The following is a 21,975-nucleotide window of genomic DNA, read 5'->3' on the forward strand; positions in this document are numbered from 1 at the left end:
TATATTTGGGATATAGTTTTGACTTATGGATAAATTTTCAGTGCTAGGAATTATAACTCTTATTATAGTCTTTATTGCATTACTTCTTGCTGTGTTTTTATTTACAGTTAAGACGAAGAATAAAATTGGTAATCTTTTAATGGGAGTGTATTTTGTAGTATTTGCAGTACATATAAGTGTATTCTTTTATGCAAAATACATTAGCTTACCTTCTGTGATTGAAATGCTACGTGATCAAATCATGTTTTTATCAAGTCCGTTACTTTATCTATATGTAATATCTGCTATATATTCTGATTTTAAAATTCAAAAAAAACACCTGGTACATCTTTTACCTTTTGTAGTCGAGATCTTAATCTTTGTACCAGGTTTTTATTTGGTAAGTGATAGCGAACGTCAGGTTTTTGTAGAGAATTTTCACTCAAATATAGAAGTTAGATTATCCTCGATATACGGAAGTCTGGTTACAATTTTTTATATCATTTTAACCTTTATAGAATTAGGAAGATATAAACGATTATTGTTAGAAAACTATTCTAATAAAACCAACTTTAATTATAAGTGGTTATATCAATTAACTGTAATACTTGCAGCGATTTTTGTTTTTTCTACTTCTAAACAAGTTTATAAATTTTTTGGTACTGATATAGAAGTGCTAAATATTATGCGTATTGTTTTAACACTGGGTTTATTGTTTTTTTTAACCTGGATTATAATGAAAAGTTTATACCATCCAGAATTATTTAGGAGTATTGATACCAAGCACTTATTGGCAGAAAAGCTATTAAATCAAGATAATTTAGAAATCCAAAATAAAAAAGAGGATAAGTTTTCTGAACAGATAGAAGTTCTTAAGAAATATATGGAAACTAATGAATCCTATTTAGATTCTTCATTAACAATACATAAATTGGCAAATCAAATGAATATCCCATTTAGAGATTTATCAATTTTAATTAACCATCATTTAGGACAACATTTTTTCGATTTCATTAATGAATATCGCATTAAAAAAGCCATTCATTTATTAGATAATCCAGCAAACAAAAAACTCACTATCCTTGAAATATTATATGATGTTGGGTTTAATTCTAAATCTCCGTTTAATACAGCTTTTAAAAAACATACAGGTCTTACCCCTACAGAGTATCGTAAAAAACATTGATAATCAGCTTTTTATAATAAAGTAGTACGTCGCTGTAGAAAGTAGTACTATTTTGTGATCAAAAAAAGCGTACTACTTTTTTAAGTTGGACGCTTTCTATCTTGTTTCAGATCATTTTTGTTTCGAATTAAATTTTAAAACTTAAAGCGAAATGAAAAATTATCTTCTATTAATTCTATTATTATCATCATTTTTTGGAATTGCACAATTACAATTAAAAGGAGTAGTCAAAAACGGTGACGAACCTGTGGTTTATGCTAATGTAATACTTACAGATAACAAAGGAGAATTGATAGGTAACACAGGAGGCATTACTAATGAGGATGGCCTTTTTAATATAAATACAAAAGCAGGAGAGTATAAACTTATAATAAGTTATATCGGTTTTACCAATTGGGAGAAAGAAATCGCTCTTACAAGTAATATAGATTTAGGAGTAATTTCTTTAAAAGCAACGGCAGAAAGCTTGGATGAAGTTGTAATAATAGCAGAAGAAAAACTTATTGAGCAAAAAACAGATCGGTTAATATTTAATGTAGAAAGTAGTATTGCAGCAAAAGGAGGCAATGCGGTAGATGTATTGAATGTAACTCCTGGTATCAGGATTCAGAACGATAATATAAGTATGATAGGAGGAGAATCATCACGTATAATGATAGATGGGCGATTAATACAATTAACAGGAGAAGATTTGATTAATTTTTTAAACTCTATTGTTTCTGATGATATAAAAAAGATTGAGATTATAACAAACCCTCCAGCAAAATATGATGCAGAGGGAAATGGAGGAATAATAAATATCATCTATAAGAAAGGTAGAAGAAACTCCTGGAAAAATACTTCAAGTATTGTTCATAATCAAAACACTTATAATTTTTACACCTTACGTAATAGCTTTTTCTATAATAAAAATAGAATGAGGTTAGTTGTTTCTGGAAATCGAAGTAAAGGTAATATTAGAAATCAGGAAAATAGTGATGTTTTGTTTCCAGATAATCTTTGGAAAGTAGAAACAGAATCAAAAGATGAAAAGGATAATTTTTCAGGACGATTATCCGTTGAATATGATATTTCTGAAAAAACAAAAATAGGAGGGCAGTATCTTGGAAATTTTGATCGTCCTGATTCCAGAGGAAATGGTATAACCCGATTTATTAATAATACTAACTCATTAGACTCATTACTAATCAATGATAGCAATAGGAGAGATGAGATTAACAGCCAGGTATTCAATGCTCATCTTATCACAAAGCTTGATACTATTGGAAGAAAGGTATCCTTAGATTTTGATTACTTTGATTATAGTAATTCTCTTGAAAATGATTATGTGGTAAATACATTTTCACCTAACAATGAATTTATTAGAATTAATCAGGCAGCTCAAAATTTCTCAAAACAAGATATAGATAATTATAGTTTAAAATTAGATGTTGAACACCCTTTTAAATCCTTTAACCTTACGTACGGAGGAAAGATTAGCTTTATTACTACTCTTAATAATTTACAGAATTTTAATACGATTTCTGGAACACCTGTATTAGATACTAATTTATCTAATGAATTTGAATACAAAGAAAATGTACAGGCTTTTTATTTAAACGGAACTAAAAGAATAAATGATAAATTAAATTTACAAGCAGGATTAAGAGTTGAGAATACACAAACAACTGGATATTCTAAAACCTTAGATCAGAGAAACGAAAACGATTATTTAAAACTGTTTCCAAGGTTTTATATTTCATATCAAAAAAATGATAACCATAATTTTTCTTTTAATTACGGAAGAGGGATTAACCGTCCAGGCTTTAGAGATTTAAATCCTTTTAGAAGTTTTATAAACAGTAATGCATACTCAGAAGGAAACCCATTTATACAGCCATCATTTACCGACCGATTTACACTAGCACATAATTATAAAGGTAAATTAATCACAAATATATATTTAAGCAGAACTATTGATGGTTTTGGTACACTATTCTCTGCTGATCCTGACAATGACATTCAGGCAATTATTAGACGAAATTATTATACAGGATCTTTTTTGAGAATTAGCGAAATCTATAATTTCAGCCCTACGCATTGGTGGAAAAGTCAGAATTATTTTTCATTTGCAAGGCAACATACAAAACTAGATGATGATTTAAACTCTAGTGCGCAAAACGGAAATCAATTTTATTTTTCAACAAATAACACTTTTGTTTTAGGAGAAAACACAAAATTACAAGCTAATTTTTGGTATAACTCTAAACATAAAGCATTACTATTTAAAGTAAATGAAACCTATAGTTTCAATATAGGATTACAACAAAGCTTTTTAAATAAAAACTTACAAATGTCATTATTATTCAACGATATTTTTGATACTGCTAGTTTAAGTAGTTTAGAATCCGAAATTAATGGAGTAAAAACAATTTATGGTCAGAACTACAGTAGTAGACATATACGATTTTCTCTAACGTATAGTTTTGGAAACAAAAAAATAAATTTAAAAAATAGAGGATTTGGTAATGATGATGAACGCAACAGGGCAAATTAATCTATTATAAATGAAAAGTTCTGATTATTTTTAATACTGGAAACTATTATATACTGAAGCCATGAGAAAGAAAGGTTTACTGATTATAGCATTATTGATAACTAATGTTCTATTAGCACAACATAAAATTGGTTTTAGTAAAAGAATAAAAGATAAAACCTTAAATGACCAAACCGGAATCCTGCTGGTCAAAACATCAAAAAACATATTGTATGGTATTGATCCTACACAATTAGAAATATTATGGAAACAAGAAACATTAGAAAAATTTGACTTCTCTTCATATAAAGAGATTCCATTTACGCCATTGGTCTTTTTTGATAGTAAACCTCTCATAAGTTCTGAGTTATTGTCCAATACTATAGGAACCAAAGGAAAATCAAGAACTATACTCAATGTTGCTAACGGAAATATTTTGTTTGATTCTAAAACCAAAGGTTATAAAGCGGTTAATAATACTTTATTAATCCCTGAACAAGAAGCAATTTTTGTTGATGGTATTAAAAATAAGAGTTTAGTTATTGGGTTTTATAATTATAAGAATGGTAAAACTATATGGGAAACTAACTTGAACGATGCTAATTTTTTAAAAACTATTAAATCATCTTTATTTGATCAAGAGAAAGTGGTTTTAGATACAGAGAAGGATATTTTTTGGTTAAAAAAGAAGTATTTATTAAAAATCAACAAAGAAACAGGGGCTATAGTATTTAGGAAAGAAGGAGTAACTTCGTTTGAAATGAGTAAAGATGGGTCGACGATCTTTATATTTTCGAATCACTTAAAATTAAAAAAATTAAATAATCAAACAGTTATTCAAGCGCTTTCTACAAAAACTCTTGAACCTATTTGGGATAAAGAATCAATTGTTTGGGGAAATGTAAAACAATCTATTGTTGATCAAAAAATGTTAATAGTTATAACTTCTAAAGGGTTCAATACTATAAATATGTTTAATGGAGAAAAGCAATGGGACAAATCATCATTTTTACCATTGATTAAGAAGATTATTCCTGTTGAAGATGGTTATTTAGTTGCGCAAGAAAAGTTCCTAAACCATATAAGCTCTCAAGGGCAAAAAACCTGGGAAAATCCTGTGAAAATTTCATTGTCTAACAATGAAAATCCTATCCATATCCTTGAAGATACCCAGTCCGCAATATATATTACTCCATCAAGAGCGAATAAAATCACTATTAATAATGGTCAAAAATCATGGGAAGATGTCATATTGAATAGTAATGATTTTGTTACCAGAAACCTTAAGTTAAGAGAACATCCCTATAGAATATGGTATGATCAAAAGCATCAGCAATTTCCTGTGTATAGCCAGGGAGATTTTTATATTTTCTCTGATCGATCAACAAAAGCCCCAATATCATTATATAAATTTGATTTTGAACGTGCATCTCTTCCTGATTTAACTATAAGAGATGATGGTTATTTTTTAAACCATTCTAATAAATTCTATTACTTCGATACTTTCGGTAAATTAGTATATAGCAAAGAATACTCATCGATTCAAAATACTTCTATATTTAATGCATCTGTATATTGGGTAAAGCGTGGAGTAAGAACTTATACTTCGGCTATTGGTTTTACAGCCAATCAATTAAATCAAACTTTTAAAAATGTTATAGTATCAAAAGATGTTGGGTTTTTAAATCAAGTGGCATCTGGAGTATATGGATCATATCAATCATATCAGAATGTAATTAATAAAGTAACAAGTATTAATAGTCTTGAGTTTGACTCCAGATTAAAAACAATTTTTTCGAGAGTTAAAAAAAGTCAGCAAGAAAATGATGAAATCCTTGTTGTTGTTCCTAATGACGATGATACCATAAAGATTATACGCCTTTATATTGATTCTGGACAAGAAAAGATGATCAAACAACTTAAAAGCGATCGTTCAGATTTTATTATTGATCAAATAGAAAACATCATTTATTTCTTTGATAACAAAGATGTTATTGCAGAGAAGTTTTAATAACCCTGTATAACTTGCGTTTTTGATTTATAAAGAAATATTTTAATTATGAAAAGTTATGATGAATCGCTATCATTGTTTTTATGCACTTAGAACTTAATTTTTTATCCGCAATTGATATATTAACGTGCTCCACAGCATTTATGCTAGGTTTGTTGTTTATAACATCAAAGTCTGAAAACAGAAAAGCAAATCTGTTTCTCGGGCTATCATTATGGAGTTTAGTATTTGAAGTATTTGGATCATTATCACAATCATTTTCAGATGATGTAGAATTTATGATTCATACTTCATTATTTACAATACCCTTTTTACTGCTATATATTAATCAAACGATAAACAATCATATAAAACCCTGGTATTATATTTTATTCTTACCCGGTATTATTTTGAATCTTATTTTGTTTATCGAATTTGATGATTATATAATAAGTTACTTTGAGTATGTTTTTAATATTGGAGTTTTACTTTATATACTTTCTATTATTAAGACCCATAGTAAACGAGTTAATAATTTCTATTCTGATCTGGAATATAAAACTTTGCAATGGATTAAGATTATTGTATTTGTTTATTTAGGTTTTCATTTTTTGTGGATTATAGAAGATATTATTGGATATCAAAATGAAGATTGGATTGAATATTTTGCAGCACTTTCTACAGTCCTTACTTTCTTTATGGTATTTTGGATTGGACATAATGGCTTTTTACAACACGAAACCTTTAAACAAAAGCTTTTCATTTCGGTAAGAGAAAATGTCAAAGAAGAAAAACAAGTAAGTGATATAAATAATGATACCGAAGATCAGGAAGCTTTTGAGATTTTGAAAAACCAAATCATCGATCAAAAACTATTTACTGACCCAAAATTGAATTTAAGAACACTTTCTCAATTTGTTAATTTAAATGAAAAGGAAGTTTCTAGACTTATTAATCAATGCTCTGCATCAAACTTTTATCAGTTTATTAATCAATTTAGGGTAGATGAATTTAAGGCATTGTTACAATCTCCAAAAGCAAAGCAATTATCAATATTGGGCTTAGCAGAAGAATCTGGATTTAATTCAAAATCAACTTTTTATACAGCTTTTAAAACACTGGAAGGTATTACTCCGAAACAGTATGAAATTCAATTAAAAAAGTCCGAATAGAAGCAGTCGGACAAGTCGAATGGCATAATCTTTTACAATGGGCGTTTTTTTGTTGTCTGCATATGGCAACAGACAGATGTTTAATTAAAAAGATAAAATGATGAAAAAAATGTTTTTAACCCTACAAGTACTTGTAGCTGCTATTTTTCTTAGTTGTGCAAGTTGTTCAAATGATGATAATAATGTGACCAATCCGGGCCCTGTGACTATTGATCCTGGAAATGATCCCAATTTTACAATAGTAAAAAATGAAGATGCAGGCTTTACTCATTTTAATAGAAAAGTAATGGTTTTTGATATACCAATATATGCTGTGACAGGAGTAGAGGATAACAAATTACTTCACGCCGCAAATCTAATGGCGCAATATCTGGATAATAATGAAGATGGCACCATTGATAATTCAACCATTTACAATTCGATGCTCAATAATAAAGCATTCTTATTTATGTGGAAAACAGAAGCTGATAGAGATAACTTTAATCCTCCTCAAGGATTTGAAGTTGGTCAGGACCTTGGAGCTGATGAAACGATTCCAGAATGGCATACCAATGGACAAACTGGACGATTTGATGCCGCAATAGAAGAAGTATGGCATATTATAACTAATGGAGGTCATGAAAGAGCTTACCCTACAGTGTTTAGTTCTCAATCCAGTTCTGAGATTAGTAACGCAATGGATATTGCCAGAGGAGGTCATTTTGAAAATCCACCAAGTAACTATCCTTCTGGTGCCTGGTATACTTATGATGATACAACTTGTGATTATAATTGTCAGGTTGGCGAATATTTATATTGGGTAATGAGTTCTATGCTTGGAGCACAAGAAAATAGACTTAACGAAATAGATAACGAGTGGGATTTAAATACGAGAACACTTGTAGAAAACACAGATACCGCAGCATTTGCAATTTTTTCAAATCCAATATATACAATGCCTACTGTTTTGCCAGATGGTACTTATAAAAGATAATTGGATACTAAGAAATAACATTTTTCTATTTAGACAACAACGGGTAAAATAGTTCATAATCGATTTAGAACATTTCATCCGTTGTTTTAGTCACTTCACTTTATTACCTGGATATTTCAGTATATGATCGCAATACATTTGTATACAAATTAACAGGATAAATTACATAATAATAAAAGTGAATAGATATGAAAAGAGTATTTAGATTTATAGGAATTATTTTAATCTTCATGTCCTTTTTTGGAGCTGATTCTCTTCAAGCACAAAGAAGTAAGGGGTCTAAAACACAACGTACTTATAGTAATAAAAAATCTATTGGAACAAAGCATTATCATGATGGACGATATAGAACACAACCGATCTATAGAAACCCCTACTACAGATATCCCAGACATCACGTAGTAGTTACTACCCTACCAAGACATCATGTTCATGTGGTATATCGTGGACTTCCATACTATTATCACGCAGGGATATATTATACGGTATACAATGATGGATATATTGTAGTTCTACCACCAGTAGGTTTTAGAATTCAGACATTACCAGTTGGTTATACAAGAATTGTTGTTGGACCATCTATATATTTTTATCACTCGGGAGTATATTATACAGAAGTCAGTAAATCATCTACAGAAGAAGAAAAGTATGAAATCACGGTACCTCCTGTCGGTACACAAGTAAAAGAGATACACAAAGATGCAGAAGAAGCAGTAATCGATGGTAAGATCTTCTATGATTATAACAATATACTCTATAAAAAGGTGTCAACATTTGATGGAAATACAGCTTATGAGGTAGTATTTGTAAATAAGGAAAAAGAATAAATAAAACATCTAAAATATACTAATAATGAAAAATGCTAAAATATTACTGCTCCCACTATTACTAATGAGTATTACAATAACCGGACAAAATACTAAAGAGGCAATTCAAAATACAGCTCAAATAGTACAGGGTAAAAAAAATCTGGAAAGGGATATAAAAGAGTTGAAAGCCATCCAGATAAAAATGGTAAGTTTTAATAAAGCTTTTGATATAAAAGACGAAACAAAAACTAATGATATAAAACGAGATATTATTAGTGATATAATCAGAGAAGTAAAACAAAGTGAAGAAAAAGCAAAACAGGCTAGAAGAGAAATAGCACAAAGTTCTGCAGAGATAAGGTCTGATAGAGCAGAAATTAGAAGAAATCGTGATGACTCTGATAGAGGAAGATACGATCGACAAGATGATCAAAGAGATATGGCGCGAGATCAAATTAATAAAAATGATGATAAACGAGATAGGAGAGATGATATAGGTGATTTAAAACTACAGATAACTGTTCTGGAACGACAGGCACATATACTGGAAACACTTAAAACATTTAATTTTTCGTTTAACTCGAATCAACTTGAAAAATCAGTAGTAAACAAAAAACTATTAAAAGAATTTATAGATACATTACAACAGGATATTGAAATTACCAAGCGAGAACTGGCAGAAGATAATAGAGAGCGAAAAGAAGATAGAAGAGAACGTAGAGACGATAGAACAGAACGTCAAGAATACAATACTGTGAAAAAAAGAAGGTGGTAGTTATAATTTTTTAGAATTTCTTCAAAACCCTTTGAGATATCCTCAAAGGGTTTTTTAATTGAAGGGTTTTAGGAAACAAAATACTATTCTATATAAGTGTTTTAATCACTTGTTAGGTGCCTGTTACAGTGAATAAATTGCTCTCTTATAAAGATGACAATCTTTAAATAACACTTCACTTTACTTAAAAGGTGTTTCACTTATAAATAAAGTCGCTTCACTCTAAAAATCAGTTATTTACCCTTATTTCAGAGCTACATTTGTATAAGAAAATAAGATATAATAACAAATTAAAAACAAGAAGTTATGCAAGCTGAAAATTTAAGAATCATATATAACAATAAGAGAAGATACGATGTAACTGATGTTCCTCAAGAGTATACAATGGTAAAACCAATAAATAAGATTCAAAAATGGAGTAAAAAACTGTTTAGTGAATTAGAAGAATGGGGATCTGCTGCAGGAACAGCTATTAGAAACTAAATGAGTAATAATTCAAAAAATAAAACTATGAAAACTATAAAATCAATATTTAAAAATATATCAAAAAAGAACTTGGTAGATATAGTTCAAGTAAAATGGAAGGAAGATTATATAAGTATTTCTAAAGATTATGAAAACGATGATAATGAATTCTTATTCATCTAATATTTAAGAAAATAAAAGAAAGAAATCATGAAAACAATAAACAGATTACTAAGTGTATTATTTGTGACAACATTTTTATTCAGTTGTTCGTCAGTAAAAGTTACAGATTCCTGGAAAGACATAAAAACATCTAGTATAAAGGATAAAAATATAATGGTAGTAAGTAGAACAGATAATGAGATGGTTAGAATACAAACTGAAAAAGATCTTGTAAATAATCTAAATTCTAAAGGATATCGATCAGTAGAGAGTTTTGTTTTATTTCCAGAATCTGATCCAACCGATGTAATTAGTGATGATGAAATCCAAAAGGTTAAAAAAGAAATTAAAGAAAATGATGTAGAAGTAATTGTTATGACCTCTTTAAAAGATTGTCAGGAGTATACAGAGACTACAACAACAGGTAGCACATATCGCGTAAGTACTTTTCCGTCCTATCATTATAGAGGATATTATAGAGGTTTCTATAGATACTATGGTAGTGTATATGTACAATCAGATCCCGTTACCACGGTAACTTCAAAAGGTAGAAAGTATATATTAGAAACAGTAGTTTATGATCTTACACAACCAGAAAACAAACAATTACTATCAGTGATTACTACAGAAATAGATAATCCAGAAACGATGGGAACCACATCAAAAGATTTTTCTAAAAAAATAACAAAAAGTATAAGTAAGTAGTTTTTTCATAATTGGTTAGTTGATTGAACCACCGTAGGTATTAAAAATGATATCTCGGTGGTTTTTTTAGTGTATATGAATTAACTCATTTGATTGTTATATAGATTGATAGAGTAGATTTTCCCAAAGCACTCTATTTCACTTAACTCTATTAATAAGTTGTTTCACTTTAAGATTTATACGCTTCACTTGATTTTGAACAATACACCCTTTGTCTCTCCAATATATTTGTAATAGAAGTTAATACTAAAGTTAAAAATGAAACATATGAAAACTATAAACCTGATTTTGATGACCGTATTTACCGGTAGTGTACTTATTGTAACCGCTAGAATAAATAAAGAGATGTTTTCTGATACATTGAATAACATCCCCAAAACTAGTTTTATGAATAGCCTTGAACTAGAAAAACAAATGGATGATCTGGCAGCAAAAGAACTAGTAAGATCAATAAATTTTGAAGATGTATTTAATGGTATACAAGAAGATTTTATTGAACCATCCGATATCCTAGATTTAAAGGAAGGTGAAGAAATTCAGATAAATATCCAATGTGAGAGGTATTAATCTTAAGATACAATCTCTCAATTGTATTTTTTGAGCTTTATTTCATAACAGAAGACCTCTAATTCTTATAAAAGAAGCTACTTTTTAAATAATAATAAAGTAAAATTATACCAAATATTCCGTTTAATTTTCCTTAAATTTAGCTTTAATAAATTATACACAGATTTTCTATTGAACTCACAAAAGGTAAAGCAATCAGCAATCTTAAAAATAGCACTTTTGATTTCAGTGCTTATCAATCTTCCAAGAAATCTTTCTTTACTTAATATAACAGAGAGGTTTATGGAATCTTTTACTGAAGTTACAGCAAAAGATATGATCATACGTACAATTTCTCTATTTGCTCTTTCTTATTTAATACTTCAGTTAAACTCAAACTGGAAGAATAGTTATGCAAAGTATGGAAAATGGATTAGAAGTAGTATTACCATTGTATTGAATGTAACTATTTTTTTGGTGATGGTAAAGCTTTTTGCGACTTTGTACCCAGTATTTGTAAAAGCAAAAATATCAGAGAAAGAGATAGGTCTGATTTATTTTGTTTATTTTGTAGTAGTCATATTTGCTTTATTTATTGCAAGGATATTGACATACCAGATTTTGCAGCAACAACAACTTTTAGAAAATGAACGATTGAAACAGCAAAATCTCCAAAAGGAATTAACTGCCTTAAAAAATCAAATTAATCCGCATTTCCTTTTTAATTCTCTAAACTCGTTAAACTCTATCGTAAGAGAAAATAAAGAAGCAACTACGTTTGTAAATAAACTATCCTATATGTATCGGTATATTTTACAAAGCGGGGATATAGATTTGGTTTCGCTTAAAGAAGAGCTTAAATTTCTACAAAGCTATATTCATTTGATTAAAACCAGGTATAGAGATCGTTTTGATGTTAAGATAACAATTGAAGATTCTTTTCTTACCTATGAAATACCACCATTAGCTATACAGTTATTGGTAGAGAATGCAGTAAAACATAATGAGATATCAGAAGGTAATCCGTTATTGGTAAAGATATATTCAGAGGATGAAGGGATTTATGTCGAAAATAAAATACAACCACGAACTGCTTTTGTCGATAGTACCGGTAATGGATTAATGAATCTCGATAAACGATATTTTTTACTTAAAAAGAATCATATCAGTATCCAGAAAAACAATAATATTTTTAAAGTAAAACTACCTCTAAACTAAAAAGATGAAGGTAATAATAGTTGAAGATGAAATAGCAGCAAGTGATCATTTAAAATTTTTACTAAATGACATAGATTCTGATATCGAGGTTTTAGAAGTTTTGGATTCTGTAAAATCGTGCGTTCAATATTTCTCAGGTGAATCAGAGGCTTCATTAATATTTATGGATATACATTTGGCGGATGGTATCTCTTTTGAGATTTTTGATAAAGTCAAAATGGAAATACCAGTGATTTTTACAACGGCCTATGATCAATATGCAATTAAAGCATTTAAAGTAAACAGTATAGACTATTTACTCAAACCAATTGATGAAGAAGAATTATCAGAGGCTATTCAAAAATTTAAAAACAAGACAGAAAACAAAAATAATCTTAATGATCAGCTTCAAGGGATGTTGCAGTTGATACAAACCCAAAATAGATCTTTTAAAAAAACATATTTAGTGCATCATAGAGATGAACTAATCCCTCTAAAGACTGAGAATATTGCTTATTTCTTTATTGATACCGGAATGGTAAAAGCGATTAGTTTTGAAAATAAAACCTATATAATAGATAAAAAGTTAGAAGATATTGAAACAGAATTGGATCCTGAATTTTTTTATAGAGTGAATCGACAATTTATAATACATAAAAATTCAATATCTAATATAAAGTATTATTTCAATGGTAAATTAATTGTTAATATAAGTCCGGTTTCAAAAGAAAAGATTGTGGTTAGTAAAGCCAAAGCTACCGGTTTTAAAACCTGGGTTGATAAATAAAATTATCCTTAAGGAATTGCAGAAATGCTATAAAAATTCTTAAAATAATGAATTAACATATGGAATTATAATAATACTGTTATTTTTACTTGTTAAAAGAATTGCTGCGATTTTTAAAACAAGCTTATTAAATCTAATCTATATGAAAACAAAAATCATCTATTCACTATTTATGTTTGTTGTATTGTTTACTGCATGCAAAGAAGATAAAGAAAAACCCGAATTAAAACCACATCAGTCTATTGAAGCTCCTGTAGCAAAAAAAGTAGCCGAAGAACTAACAGCACATGGAGATACGCGTATTGACAATTATTTCTGGATGCGTTTGAGCGACAAACAGAAAAATGCAGAAACTGCAGATACTCAAACTCAGGATGTATTAGATTACTTAAATGCGGAGAATGATTATAAGAAAGCCGCCATGAAGCATACAGAAGGTCTTCAGGAAAAATTATATGATGAGATCGTAGGACGAATCAAAAAAGACGATTCTTCTGTTCCTTATAACGATAATGGCTATTCTTATTATACACGTTTTGAAAAAGGGATGGATTATGCATTATACTGCCGTAAAAAACTGGAAGAAGGAGCAAAAGAAGAAATTATACTTAACGGGCCAGAAATGGCTAAAGGCTTTTCCTATTATGGATTTGGTGGTAGATCAGTAAGCCCAGATAATAAATTGTTAGCTTTTGGAATTGATACAGTTTCAAGACGTCGTTATACAGTATCTTTTAAGAATCTGGAAACAGGAGAAGTATTATCAGATAAACTTAATAATACTACAGGAGGTGCTGTTTGGGCAAATGATAATAAAACAGTGTTTTATACATCAAAAGATTCAGTAACCCTAAGAGCAAATAAGATCTATAAGCACGTATTAGGTACAGATCAGTCTCAGGATGAATTAGTTTTTGAAGAAAAAGATGAAACCTTCAGCTGTTTTGTTTATAAATCACGTTCTGATAAATTCATTGTTATAGGTAGCTATCAAACACTATCAACAGAATATCGTTACCTGGATGCAGATACACCTAATGGAGAATGGAAAGTAATTCAACCTAGAGAAAGAGATTTGGAGTATAGCGTAGCGCACTTTGGAGATCATTTTTATATTAGAACAAACCTTAATGCTACAAACTTCAAATTAGTAAAAACACCTATCACAGCTACAACCAAAGAAAACTGGGAAGATGTAATACCACATCGTGAGGATATTTTATTAGAGGATTTTACTGCTTTTAAAAATTATCTAGCCTTAGGCGAAAGAAAAAATGGTTTAAGCACTATTAGAGTTATGAAATGGAACGGAGAGCAAGATCATTATATAGAATTTAATGATCCGGCTTATCTGGCGTATACTTCTACAAATCTTGAATTTGATACTAATATCTTACGCTATTCTTATACCTCCTTAACCACACCATCAAGTACCATAGATTATAATATGGAAACCAAAGAACAAAAGGTATTAAAAGAGCAGGAAGTCGTAGATCCTAATTTTTCTAAAGATAATTATGTATCTGAGCGTTTATATGCTACCGCGAGAGATGGAGTAAAAGTTCCGATATCTTTAGTGTATAAAAAAGGAGTAGAGAAAAGTGCTAATACCCCATTACTTCTATATTCTTATGGCTCTTACGGAAGCAGTTCAGAACCATATTTTAGTTCTAATCGTCTAAGTTTGTTAGATCGTGGGTTTATCTATGCAGTAGCACATATTAGAGGAGGACAAGAGATGGGGAGACATTGGTATGAAGATGGTAAACTGTTAAAAAAGAAAAACACATTTACTGATTTCATAGATTGTGGAGATTACCTTGTTAAAGAAGGATTTACCAGTGCAGATCATATGTATGCAATGGGAGGTAGTGCAGGAGGATTGTTAATGGGAGCCATTTTAAACATGAAGCCAGAATTATGGAATGGAGTAGTGGCAGCAGTGCCATTTGTGGATGTGATATCTACTATGATGGATGAAACTATACCCTTAACTACTTTTGAATTTGATGAATGGGGAAATCCTAAGAATAAAGAATACTATGATTATATGAAATCTTATTCACCGTATGATAATGTCGAAGCAAAGACATATCCTAATATTTTGATAACAACAGGTTATTGGGATAGTCAAGTGCAATATTGGGAACCGGCAAAATGGATAGCCAAACTTCGAGAACTTAAAACAGATGATAATCTATTAATTATGGATTGTGATATGGAAACAGGTCACGGAGGAGCTTCTGGGCGTTTCGCACGCTACAAAAGAACAGCATTGAGTTATGCCTTTATGATGGATCTTGAAGGGATCAAGGAATAGGGATTTAAAAATATTTATAAAACGAACCAGTATTAGCTATAGTTAATGCTGGTTTTTTGGTTATGTATATCTAATAAGGTTATTTAAATATATAAATTGTATATTTACAATAAACGATTTGAGAATGCGTATACGTACCGAAATATCCAGTAAATATATCACAGAAGAAGATCATAAGATAGCTGAAATAAGCAATGCATTGGCACATCCGTTAAGAGTGGCATTAGTAAGGTATTTGAGTGAAAAAAATAGAGGAAAAGGAGTAGATAATGTTACTTGTAATAAAGATTTAGTTCAAATGTTTGATTATTCTCAATCTACAATGTCACAACACGTTAAGATTTTAAAAGAGTGTGGATTATTTATAACCGAAAGTGAGAACAAATTCACCTACTATTATTTAAATAGAAAATTATTAAATGAATTTCATTCGTTTTTTACCTCAAAAGTTCTCTAGAATATAGATGTTATCCCAAAGTTTTCTAAAAGTGTAATTGAGCTAATATTAATATCGTATATTAACGATATACAATGTTTAATTTAAATATTACTATATGAATTTAAGTTTAAAATATTCGATCAACATTCTTTTCATGAACTTGTTGTTATTAACCAGTTGCTCATCTAATTCTCAGGATATACATTCACTAGAACCTGTAAAAAACCATTATAAGAGTTTAGAAAAGTATAGTACAGAGATTAATAGTCAAAGATCAGATTTAGACAAAATTCAATTTCCTCTTGATGGAAGAACTTCTGGTCGTGGATATATAGGAATCGAACCTACTTATTTAAAACAAAAAGATGTCAACTATTTAAAACAAAATATACAGTTTCCAGCAAACAGCTCAGATCAAACCAGAGCAGAACTTGATTATCTTTTAGAATTAGAAGATAAAAGAACAGGGACTATGCAAGAACGTTCCCTAGAAATTGCAAGGATAGGGTATTGGCCACCTTATGAAAAAGATCATACTATTCCTGGTCGTAATACAGAACATCTTTTTTGGGAGTATGGAGAGGTTATGACAAAAGATTATGATGCTTATGATTATCCAGCTACTTTAAAACTACTTGCAGGAGTTACACGTGATATGCGAATTATTGAGTTTACCATTAAATATCATTTACTCAGAGCTAGACCATATCATCTGGAACCAAAATTAAATCCTATGGCAAGAATATCTTCGCCATCATTTGCAAGCGGTCATACACTTTGGGCATACATACAGGCATTTGTTTGGAGTGAATTATTACCAAATAAAAGAAAGGAGTTTTTGAATATAGCGTATGAAGTAGGAGAGTCAAGAGAAATTATGGGAATTCATTATCCTAGTGATGAGGAAGCGGCAAGAAAATTAGCCCATGAGATGTTGGTTCTAATGCTTAAAAACCCTGATTTTAAAGAGGATCTTTTAAAAGCCAAAGAAGAATGGAGAAAAAAGTAACTCTAACATTTATTCCACTTTATAATAAGATGTTATTTGGGATTATAAAAGTTGATTAGGATCGATTAGATGAATCAGATCTCCTTTTAACCTTTTGCTAACAGGTATTTTGGCTCCAGAAGACATAATTAGCAAGTTACCATCAATACTTTCTATTTTAGATAGATTTACAATATATGATTTTTGTGATCTAAAGAATTTTGAAGAAGGGAGTATATCGTTTAGTGAAGTTAAACTCATTAATGACATAACCATTTTATCTTTTGTGTAAAATTTTACGTATTTCTGCATACTCTCGATATACTCAATATCATTGAATCTGATTTTTACAGCTTTATAGTCTGATTTCACAAAAATGTAATCCTCAGTTTCTTCATTTTGAACATTTGCTGGAGTTTTATCATTTAATAGGGTTAAAGCTTTGCCTATTGCTTTGAAGAACCTATCAAATCTTATAGGTTTTAGCAAATAATCCACGACATTAAGTTCATAACTTTCTAATGCATATTCAGAATAAGCAGTTGTTAGAATAGTATAAGGTGGTTTGTCAAGAGATTTTAATAATTCTAACCCTGTTAAATCCGGCATTTGGATATCCAAAAACATAATATCTACCGCTTGTTCATTTAAAACACTTAATGCTTCCATTGCGGTATGACATTTAGCAATAATATCTACATTCGGAATTTTCTTTAAATGATTTTCGATAAGCTCTTGTGCTAAGGTTTCATCATCAACTATAAGGCAATTATATATTTTCAAAAGACTATAAATTAAGAGTTAGAGCTACTTTAAATATATCATTTTTGTCTTCTATAGTAAAATTATGACATTCTGGATAATAATGTAATAGTTGTTGTTTGCTATTTTCTAACCCCAATCCAGGCTTTTTATTCGACGACTTGTACGAGTTTTCAGTAGAAAAAGATAAGATATTGTCATTAATAATGAGGTTTACTATCAAAAAACCATTTTCATTATAAGCCATATCACCATGTTTAAAACAGTTCTCCAATATATTGATAAGTAATAGAGGAGTGATTTTATGCTGTTTCGTAACTCCAGAGATATGGATTGTTATATTTTCTTCTGCTTTTAGTTTTTTAAGCAAGTGTAAATCAATATAATTATTTAATAATTCTACTTCACGCTCTAATAAAACTGTTTCAGTATTTCCTTCATAAATGATATAACGTAAAATATCTGATAATTTTTCAATCATTACAGAAGTATTATCATGCTTTAGAATACTTAAAGAATAAATATTATTTAGAGAATTAAACAAAAAATGAGGACTTACCTGTGATTTTAACAATAACAGTTCAGCTTGTAATTTCTCATTTTGTAATGCAAGATTGTGTTGTCTTTCTTGCTGATATAGAGTGAAATACCAATAGAGAAATGAGATGAATGTAAATAGGGAAAAATTTAAAACAAAAGAGTAAAATTCACGATATATTCCTTCATCTTGTGGTTTATCAATTAAACCTAAAGCATTGTAGATCTGAAATAAGATGATGAGAAAGATTAAAAGACTTATAAAATATAGGATCTTTTTTTTCCTGGCCAACAATAACTTAATCAATAAATATAAGTTAGTATAACAAATTGTAATATATACTAAACATTCAAGAAAAGAATAATATATAGCTTCTTCAGATGGATATATATCAATAAAATAATCTAAAATGAAGAAAAAAAAGAATACCCAGAAGAGTATATGATATATAGGTTTTACTTTGGCCATTCATATTTTATTGAGAATCAAAAATATTTTATTTATTCTTAATTTGAGAAACTATCTCGCGAAATATCAATTTTTAGGTATGAGATGATAGATATAAGGAATAATCCGAATATTATACCATATAGACCTAAAATCAATCGGTTTATAGATTTGATAGTGATCTAAAAGTAAAGCATTTATAGTTTTGGATCAACAATCAAGAATAACTATAAACCTAATTCTATGAAATATATGACATCGTTGTTAATCTTTTTTAGTTTTTTATGCATCACTTCTTCCTGTGATAATGATGATGATAAAGAGACTATTCAATCTTCTCAAACAGTATATTATAACGGGAAGATTTATACAGTAAATCCAGAAGAAGCTTGGGCAGAGGCCGTTGTTGTTAATGATAGCAAAATCACTTTTGTAGGTAGTACTATAGAAGCATTTAATTTTGCTGATGCTGGAGCGAAACAAATAGATTTGGAAGGAGCGCTGATGCTTCCTGGTATTCATGATGTGCATATGCATCCTTTAGAAGCGTCAAGTACAAATTTTAAATTTACATTAGATGATACAGAAACCAATCCAGAAAACTATATAACGTCAATAAAAGCAGCTTCAAATCAAAATCCGGGTAATGATTGGTTATTAGGATATGGGCATTCTCTTTTTTCATTACTTGAATCGGCTAGATTACCAATTGAGATTTTGGATGATGTGTCAACTACGAGACCGATTGCAATTATGGAGCAAACATCACATTCTATTTGGTGTAACTCAAAAGCTCTTGAAGTATTGGGTATAAATAATAGTACTCCCAATCCTCAGGGAGGTGCTTATCTAAAAAATGAAGCTGGAAATTTAACCGGTATTTTATTAGACAATGCAGGAGAGATCGTATTAGAGCAAGCATTGGCTCCTACAATAACCAAATTAGAAAATGATTATCAAGGTTTGATACAATATGGATTACCTGAATTAGCAAAACATGGTATAACCTCTATTGCTGAAGCCAGAACTTATTGGAAACGAAAATATCATGAAGTATGGCAAAGAATAGAAAGAGAAGGTAGGCTTACAGCAAGAGTAAATCTGGGGTTATGGATTTATCCAAAAGATAATGATATTGATCAAATAGCTTCAATTAAAGCTTTATATTCAAACAAGTTAGACAAACTTCTTAAAATCAGCCAGATAAAGCTGTATAGTGATGGCATTATACCAAATACTACTGCAGCTTTGGAAACCGATTATTTATTTGATATTATTGGAGCTAATACTAATAACGGACTCAACTATATTACTCAAGATAGAATCGCTAGCCTGATTCGTGAACTAGAACCTATCGGTTTTGATTTTCATATCCATGCCATAGGTAATAGAGGGATTACAGAAACCTTAAACGCCATTGAACAATCCGGTACAATAGCTGGAAGACATCGTATTACCCACTTAGAAGTTATGTCACCATCTGATTATTCACGTTTTTCACAACTTAATGTAACAGCTGATTGTCAGGTAGCAGGAGATTTTACAAATCCATCCAATTGGTCTGAACTTAATGAAATTATAGGTTCAGAACATTCACAGCATGTCGTGCCATTAAAAAGCCTTACAGATGCAAACGCACGCCTCACATTGAGTAGTGATTGGGATGTGAGCACTTTAAATCCATTTGTAGGTATACAAAATGCAGTAACACGTGCTCCGGAGAATATTACTTTAGAACAGGCAATTGCCGGATATACAATTAATGGAGCGTATACCATGAGGCAAGAAGATAAAGTGGGCTCAATTGAAGTTGGTAAACAAGCAGACCTAATTGTTTTAAACCAAGACATTTTTACTATTTCTCCTAATCAAATTAAGAATACTAAAGTAGATTTGACAATATTTAATGGAGAAATAATTTATCGTCGTTAAGACAACCATTTTACTGTTGATGTAAAACATTTAAGAACAGTATCAACTAAAGATGAGAACTATGCACTATTTAGTTCTCATCTTTATTATTTATTGTAAAAATGAGAATTAATATGGTTAACTATATTATTCGCTCAGGATACAGTTTATAAGTAGTAATTGTCATTTCTTTTTGTATTTTTAGGCAAATCCAATACGAATGTCTTCAGCTAATTCATGTAAAAATTGTGAAAAATCTTTTGATGAATCTTTTTCCTATTGCCCTTATTGTGGACAAGAAACTGCGGACAATCTTACATTTAGTATCCTTTTCAGTAATACGATAAGCAATTATTTTTCTATAGATGCTCGTTTCTTTAGGAGTTTTATACCGTTAATGACAAAACCAGGCGTATTAGCCAGACGTTTTGTTGACGGTAAACGACTGTCGTATTTGCATCCAGCACAGTTTTATCTATTTATATCGGTAGTATTCTTTTTTGTGTTTTCTTTTAGTGTTAGAAAGGCTGATAGTGCTATGACAGAAACATTTAAAAAAGGATTTAATAAAGATATACGATTAGATTCATTACAATTTAAAAAGGATTCTATTAGTAAGGAACTAGTAAAAAAAGCACTTACAGATAATAAAGTTATGGCTGAGTTATCTGAGGAAAACCTTACAGCTCTTGATTCGATTATATCTGTAGAGCAAACAGCTCCTAATTTATCATTTAGTTTTAAACGTGAAGTTTTAGATTCTTTAATCGCTATTGATGCTCCAGAAGCTGATAAGTTAAAAGCTATGGGATTAAAAAAAGATGCTAATGCTTTTACTCAAAAGTTTTATACCCAAATGCTCAAGTTTTATGAAAAACAAGGAGGGGGAATTCTCAAAACATTATATGATACAATTCCGATAACTATGTTTATCATGTTACCGCTATTTGCATTTTTATTGAAGATATTCTACTGGAGAAAAGGAGCTTTTGCGCACCATATGGTTTTTAGTTTTTACTTTTTTACTTTCCTTTTTACATCATTTTGTGTTCTAATCTTGGCGAATGCTATTGTAGAAATCCCTTATTGGATAGAAGCCTTGATCTTTTTGTCATTTATTATTTATCTTATATTGGCTTTTAGGAATTTTTATAAAAGCAGTTGGTTGTCATCATTTTTAAAGGCAAATCTTGTGTCCTTTGTTTATTTAACATTTATAGTTCCTATTGCTTTTTTAGGGATAATTATGGTTTCGTTTATGTTATATTAAGGACTATTTTATTATCACCATATAAGATTAATAGCAGTT

Annotated in this window: 20 protein-coding genes; 18 read left to right on the forward strand and 2 right to left on the reverse strand. The window is 29.8% G+C overall.

Annotated elements, in window-relative coordinates; translation table 11 throughout:
• Nucleotides 1–25 precede the first annotated feature (25 nt).
• The 16 genes from U0D62_RS09860 to U0D62_RS09935 all read left to right on the forward strand — a co-directional run bounded on the left by U0D62_RS09860 (nucleotide 26) and on the right by U0D62_RS09935 (nucleotide 17,029).
• Nucleotides 26–1,165 (forward strand): helix-turn-helix domain-containing protein, encoded by a 1,140-nt coding sequence (locus U0D62_RS09860; RefSeq protein WP_322287107.1) that lies wholly within the window; start codon nucleotides 26–28, stop codon nucleotides 1,163–1,165.
• Nucleotides 1,166–1,316: 151 nt separating this feature from the next.
• Entirely contained in the window at nucleotides 1,317–3,701 is a 2,385-nt protein-coding gene (locus U0D62_RS09865) for a TonB-dependent receptor domain-containing protein (protein WP_322287108.1), read from the forward strand.
• Between the two features lie 61 nt (nucleotides 3,702–3,762).
• Nucleotides 3,763–5,691 (forward strand): hypothetical protein, encoded by a 1,929-nt coding sequence (locus U0D62_RS09870; RefSeq protein WP_322287109.1) that lies wholly within the window; start codon nucleotides 3,763–3,765, stop codon nucleotides 5,689–5,691.
• A gap of 83 nt (nucleotides 5,692–5,774) precedes the next feature.
• Entirely contained in the window at nucleotides 5,775–6,842 is a 1,068-nt protein-coding gene (locus tag U0D62_RS09875; RefSeq protein ID WP_322287110.1) for a helix-turn-helix domain-containing protein, read from the forward strand.
• A 100-nt stretch (nucleotides 6,843–6,942) separates the two neighbouring features.
• Complete coding sequence (locus tag U0D62_RS09880) at nucleotides 6,943–7,815, forward strand: hypothetical protein (protein WP_322287111.1); 873 nt, start codon at nucleotides 6,943–6,945, stop codon at nucleotides 7,813–7,815.
• Between the two features lie 188 nt (nucleotides 7,816–8,003).
• The gene (locus U0D62_RS09885; RefSeq protein ID WP_322287112.1) at nucleotides 8,004–8,642 is read left to right on the forward strand and encodes a DUF6515 family protein; all 639 of its coding nucleotides are present in this window, start codon (nucleotides 8,004–8,006) and stop codon (nucleotides 8,640–8,642) included.
• 25 nt (nucleotides 8,643–8,667) lie between these two features.
• On the forward strand, nucleotides 8,668–9,399 hold the full coding sequence (locus tag U0D62_RS09890) for a hypothetical protein (RefSeq protein WP_322287113.1): 732 nt from the start codon (nucleotides 8,668–8,670) through the stop codon (nucleotides 9,397–9,399).
• A 306-nt stretch (nucleotides 9,400–9,705) separates the two neighbouring features.
• Entirely contained in the window at nucleotides 9,706–9,882 is a 177-nt protein-coding gene (locus U0D62_RS09895; protein WP_322287114.1) for a hypothetical protein, read from the forward strand.
• A 27-nt stretch (nucleotides 9,883–9,909) separates the two neighbouring features.
• Nucleotides 9,910–10,047, forward strand: coding sequence for a hypothetical protein (locus U0D62_RS09900; RefSeq protein ID WP_322287115.1), 138 nt, complete (start codon nucleotides 9,910–9,912; stop codon nucleotides 10,045–10,047).
• A 27-nt stretch (nucleotides 10,048–10,074) separates the two neighbouring features.
• Nucleotides 10,075–10,731, forward strand: a complete 657-nt coding sequence (locus tag U0D62_RS09905; RefSeq protein WP_322287116.1) for a hypothetical protein — start codon at nucleotides 10,075–10,077, stop codon at nucleotides 10,729–10,731.
• Between the two features lie 267 nt (nucleotides 10,732–10,998).
• Nucleotides 10,999–11,298: a hypothetical protein gene (locus tag U0D62_RS09910; protein WP_322287117.1), complete on the forward strand. Its 300-nt coding sequence runs from the start codon at nucleotides 10,999–11,001 to the stop codon at nucleotides 11,296–11,298.
• 282 nt (nucleotides 11,299–11,580) lie between these two features.
• Nucleotides 11,581–12,495 (forward strand): sensor histidine kinase, encoded by a 915-nt coding sequence (locus U0D62_RS09915; protein WP_322287118.1) that lies wholly within the window; start codon nucleotides 11,581–11,583, stop codon nucleotides 12,493–12,495.
• A 4-nt stretch (nucleotides 12,496–12,499) separates the two neighbouring features.
• Nucleotides 12,500–13,261 (forward strand): LytR/AlgR family response regulator transcription factor, encoded by a 762-nt coding sequence (locus U0D62_RS09920; RefSeq protein WP_322287119.1) that lies wholly within the window; start codon nucleotides 12,500–12,502, stop codon nucleotides 13,259–13,261.
• Between the two features lie 142 nt (nucleotides 13,262–13,403).
• Nucleotides 13,404–15,581, forward strand: coding sequence for a S9 family peptidase (locus tag U0D62_RS09925; protein ID WP_322287120.1), 2,178 nt, complete (start codon nucleotides 13,404–13,406; stop codon nucleotides 15,579–15,581).
• Nucleotides 15,582–15,705: 124 nt separating this feature from the next.
• A complete protein-coding gene (locus tag U0D62_RS09930) occupies nucleotides 15,706–16,038 on the forward strand; it encodes an ArsR/SmtB family transcription factor (RefSeq protein ID WP_322287121.1) in 333 nt (110 codons plus the stop codon).
• A gap of 136 nt (nucleotides 16,039–16,174) precedes the next feature.
• Nucleotides 16,175–17,029, forward strand: coding sequence for a phosphatase PAP2 family protein (locus U0D62_RS09935; protein WP_322287122.1), 855 nt, complete (start codon nucleotides 16,175–16,177; stop codon nucleotides 17,027–17,029).
• 42 nt (nucleotides 17,030–17,071) lie between these two features.
• Here the strand turns inward: U0D62_RS09935 and U0D62_RS09940 are convergent, their stop codons facing one another.
• Both U0D62_RS09940 and U0D62_RS09945 read right to left on the reverse strand, forming a co-directional pair.
• On the reverse strand, nucleotides 17,072–17,791 hold the full coding sequence (locus U0D62_RS09940; protein WP_322287123.1) for a LytR/AlgR family response regulator transcription factor: 720 nt from the start codon (nucleotides 17,789–17,791) through the stop codon (nucleotides 17,072–17,074).
• Between the two features lie 4 nt (nucleotides 17,792–17,795).
• Entirely contained in the window at nucleotides 17,796–18,776 is a 981-nt protein-coding gene (locus tag U0D62_RS09945; protein ID WP_322287124.1) for a sensor histidine kinase, read from the reverse strand.
• Nucleotides 18,777–18,998: 222 nt separating this feature from the next.
• Here U0D62_RS09945 and U0D62_RS09950 point away from each other — a divergent pair, with 222 nt between their 5' ends.
• Together U0D62_RS09950 and U0D62_RS09955 are read left to right on the forward strand one after the other, a co-directional pair.
• Nucleotides 18,999–20,687: an amidohydrolase gene (locus U0D62_RS09950; RefSeq protein WP_322287125.1), complete on the forward strand. Its 1,689-nt coding sequence runs from the start codon at nucleotides 18,999–19,001 to the stop codon at nucleotides 20,685–20,687.
• 199 nt (nucleotides 20,688–20,886) lie between these two features.
• Entirely contained in the window at nucleotides 20,887–21,936 is a 1,050-nt protein-coding gene (locus tag U0D62_RS09955; RefSeq protein WP_322287126.1) for a DUF3667 domain-containing protein, read from the forward strand.
• Nucleotides 21,937–21,975 lie beyond the last annotated feature (39 nt).

Origin of the sequence: Aquimarina callyspongiae, from assembly GCF_034322225.1 — a bacterium.
Lineage (GTDB): Bacteria > Bacteroidota > Bacteroidia > Flavobacteriales > Flavobacteriaceae > Aquimarina.